Source organism: Aromatoleum toluolicum, assembly GCF_012911005.2.
In the GTDB taxonomy this organism is placed as follows: Bacteria; Pseudomonadota; Gammaproteobacteria; order Burkholderiales; family Rhodocyclaceae; genus Aromatoleum; species Aromatoleum toluolicum.
This window is the reverse complement of record NZ_WTVS01000155.1, coordinates 1-3528: the sequence shown is the minus strand read 5'-3', so window position 1 is coordinate 3528 and position 3528 is coordinate 1. Positions and strand designations below refer to the sequence as shown.

Genomic DNA, 3528 nt, shown 5'->3' with positions numbered 1-3528 from the left:
CACCCCAACCCTCCCCTTGAAGGGGAGGGAGTGGCAGCGCGGGTAAATGAATGCAGCGCCATGTATGTCGGATTTGACGGTCCTTACCTAAATTGCGGAATGATTTCCTGGTCGTACCACTCGATCCAGTCGAGGCACTGCTCGAAGGTTTGGAGCTTCGGCGGCATGACCTGCACCGAGGTGGCGCCGGCCTTCTGCAGCGCCTCGATTTCGCGCAGCACGCTGTCGCGGTCGCCAGAAACCTCGGTCTCGCCCTTCTCGGCGTGCGAGTAGTCCTCGACCTTGTAAGCCGTGGTCGTGACGAGGATCTCGAAGCGGTCGGCCTTCTCGTCGTAGGCGGGCAGACTCTTCATGTAGGCGATGCAGCCGGGGAGGTCTTCGGCGGTGACGAGCCAGGGGATCCAGCCGTCGCCGTGCACGGCAGCGCGGCGCATCGCTGCGGGCGAGTTGCCGCCGATGAAGATTGGGGGATGGGGTTTCTGCACCGGCTTGGGTTCAACAAGGATGTTGTCGAACTTGACGAAGTCGCCGTGGAACTTCGGATGTTCCGAGGTCCACACTTCCTTCAGGGCCTTGAGGTATTCGTCGGTCATCGGCCCGCGCTGCTCGAAGGGGATGCCCAGCGTCTCAAACTCCCGTTCCAGATGGCCGACCGCGGTGCCGAGCGTGAAGCGCCCCCCGGCGAGGAATTCCATCGTGCCGATCTGCTTGCCGAGCACCAGCGGATGGCGGTAGGGCAGCGCCAGGATGTAGGTGAGCATGTGGATGCGCTCGGTGGCGCCCATCAGCACCGCGGAGGCGGCGATGCCCTCGGCGAAGCGCGAACCCATCACCTCCTTCATGTCCGTGGGCATCACGATGTGCTCGGGGATCGTGAGCCAGTCCCAGCTCAGGGAGTCGGCCTTGCGCGCATAGCGCAGAATTTCCGGGCCGCCGGCACGCGGCTCCCACGGGGCCATCGCGGCCGGGTAGTTGTTCAGCGCAGGCGTTGCGAGGGCGAACTTCATGGCGTGTCTCCGATATATGGGCCGGGCGGCGGGGTGCCTGCGGGCCGGTGCTTGTCAGTAGATGATCCGGTCGCGTTTCAGGCGCTCGTATTCCGCTTCCGGGATGCCGAGGAGCGTCCTGAATACCCGCTCGTTGTCCTGTCCGATGGTCGGGCCGGGGCGGATGTCGGGGCGGCTGCGGCTGGTCTTCACGTAGGCGCCGTAGATCGTTTCGCGGAAGCCCAGCGGGTGGGTGACCTCGATGAAGGTGTCGCGGGCGCGGTATTGCGGGTCGTGCAGCAGGTCGCCGACATTCAGCACCGGGGAGGCGGCGACGCCATGCTCCTGCAGGCGTGCGGCGAGCTCGCGGTCGTCGAATTCGCGCGTCCATCGGGCGATGTGTTCGTGCAGGCGGTCGATCGCAGCCACGCGCCCTGGCAGCGTCGCGAAGGCGGGCGTCGCGGCCCAGTCCGGATGGCCCATCGCGGCGACGAGGCCTTGCCACTCCTCGTCGCGGCAGACGGCGATGCTGATCCAGCGGTCGTCGCCGTGGCAGGGGAAGACGCCGTGCGGCGCTGCGGCCGCAGTGGGGTGTTCGTTGCTTTTCGGCCCGCCGCTACGCCCGTTCAACGCATAGTCCATCCACGCCGGCGCGACCATCTGCATCACCGCCTCCTGCTGGGAGAAGTCGACGTGCTGGCCCGTACCCGTGTTGCGGCGGTGGTTGAGGGCGGCGAGCACGGCAAAGGCACCGAAGATGCCCGCGAAGGGGTCGGAGAAGGCGTTCTCCACCGGCACCGGGTCGCCGCCCTTGTAGCCGACGAGGCTGTCGAGGCCCGTCAGCGAGGTCAGGCTCAGGCCGTAGGTGCGCACATGCTCGAGCGGACCGTAGAGGCCCGCGGCGGGCATCGAGAACAGGATGATGTCGTCCTTCGCCTGGCGCAGGCGCTGGTAACCCAGGCCGAGGCGCTCCATGACGCCGGGGCCGAAGTTCTCGACGACGACGTCGGCGGTCGCGATCAGCCGCAGCGCGAGCTCCAGCGCTTCGGGTTCCTTGAGGTTGAGGGAAACCGATCCGTTGCCCGCCCAGCAGGCGTGGTTCGACAGGCTGCGGTCGGGGCCGGGGATGCCGTCGGCGAAGGGCGGCAGGTTGCGGGTCATGTCGACGCGCGCGGCCGATTCGATCTTGAGCACCTCGGCGCCGAGAAAGCCGAGCGTCTGCCCGACGACCGGCCCCGCCCACACCCACCCGAAATTGATGACGCGGACACCCTTCAGCGGCAGTTGGTTGGTCATGCGGATTCCTCCCCCGGTCAGATCACATTGCGTTGCGCGAGTCCGCGCACGTCCATGGCCGTGAGGCCCAGCAGCTCGCGGTAGACCTCCGCGTTGTGCTGGCCGAGCAGCGGCGCGGGGCGTTCCGGTCCGCCCGGGCAGGCCGGGAGCTTGAAGGGGGCGCCGAGGTTCTTCAGCCGGCCCAGTTGCGGGTGCTCCATGTCGACGAAGTAGTCGCGCGCCTGCAGATGGGGCTGCGCGGCGGCTTCGGCGATGGTGAACACCGCCGTCACCGGGCAGCCCGCCGCCTGGCACTTCTCCATGATTTCCATCTTGCCGTGCTGCAGTGTCCACTCGCGGATGAACTCGTAGATGACGTCTGCGTTCTGGGCGCGCGAGTACATGTCCTGGAACATCTCCAGGCTCGCCCATTCCGGGTCGCCCATGACCTTGCGCAGCCCGTTCCACTGGCCCGGTTCCAGCGCCAGCATCCACACGTGGCCGTCGCGGCAGGGCAGGATCGTCGCGGGTGCGCCGAGCGGCATGCCGACGCCGGTGCGCTTGTCGAAGCGGCCTTCCTGCGCGTAGCAGCCGATGTTCTGTCCGCCGACGAAGGCCGCGGCGATCGCCTCGGCGCAGGATACGTCGACCTGCTGCCCGCCCCCTGCCAGCTCGCGGCCATAGACGGCGGCGAGTCCCCATGCGGCCGCGGTGACGGCGCCGAAGTAGTCCGCGGCGAAGGTGCCGTGCTCGAGCGGCATTTCCCCCGGGCGGCCGCAGTAGCGCGAGCTCGCGCCGGAGAGGTGGAACGCGTTCAGGTCGTAGCCGTTCCACCCGCTGTAGGGGCCGCTCTGCCCGAAGGGGGTGATGGAGATCACCACGAGATCCGGGTTCGTCTCGGCGAGCGTCGGATAATCGAGCCCCCACGCGCGCATGCGCTGCGGCAGGTTGTTCTCGATCAGCACGTCGCTATGTTCCAGCAGGCGGAGGAAGAGGCGCCGGCCTTCGGGGTGGGCGACATCGCAGGTGATGCCGCGCTTGTTGGTGTTGTGGAAGAAGTACAGCCCGCTCTTCTCGGGGTGCGGGTCATCGCCCGGGAACGGGCCGGCGGAGCGCGCGGTGTCGCCCTCGGGCAGCTCGACCTTGATCACATCGGCCCCGTAATCGCTGAAGAGCTTCGCGCAGTAGGGGGCGGAGACCATCTGGCCGAAGTCGATGACACGGATGCCGGCCAGGGCGCCGCGGGGCGCGGCAGGGGGGTAGGGGG

The 3528-nt window shown here is 67.9% G+C and carries 3 protein-coding genes; all 3 read right to left on the bottom strand.

The genetic code is table 11. The annotated features are described in order from the left end of the window. Positions 1 to 83 precede the first annotated feature (83 nt). Positions 84 to 1007: a TIGR03619 family F420-dependent LLM class oxidoreductase gene (locus GPA27_RS28010; protein WP_169143686.1), complete on the bottom strand. Its 924-nt coding sequence runs from the start codon at positions 1005 to 1007 to the stop codon at positions 84 to 86. A 54-nt stretch (positions 1008 to 1061) separates the two neighbouring features. Continuing rightward, positions 1062 to 2282 carry a CaiB/BaiF CoA transferase family protein gene (locus tag GPA27_RS28005; RefSeq protein ID WP_169143685.1) on the bottom strand — a complete coding sequence of 407 codons (1221 nt, stop codon included), beginning with the start codon at positions 2280 to 2282 and terminating at the stop codon, positions 1062 to 1064. Between the two features lie 17 nt (positions 2283 to 2299). Next, positions 2300 to 3528: CaiB/BaiF CoA transferase family protein (locus GPA27_RS28000; protein ID WP_169143684.1), on the bottom strand; the 1229-nt coding region annotated here is incomplete at its 5' end.

Coding starts and splice junctions, on each gene's coding strand:
- GPA27_RS28005 (WP_169143685.1), bottom strand. CDS start 2,282: ATGACCAACCAACTGCCGCTGAAGGGTGTCCGCGTCATCAATTTCGGG.
- GPA27_RS28010 (WP_169143686.1), bottom strand. CDS start 1,007: ATGAAGTTCGCCCTCGCAACGCCTGCGCTGAACAACTACCCGGCCGCG.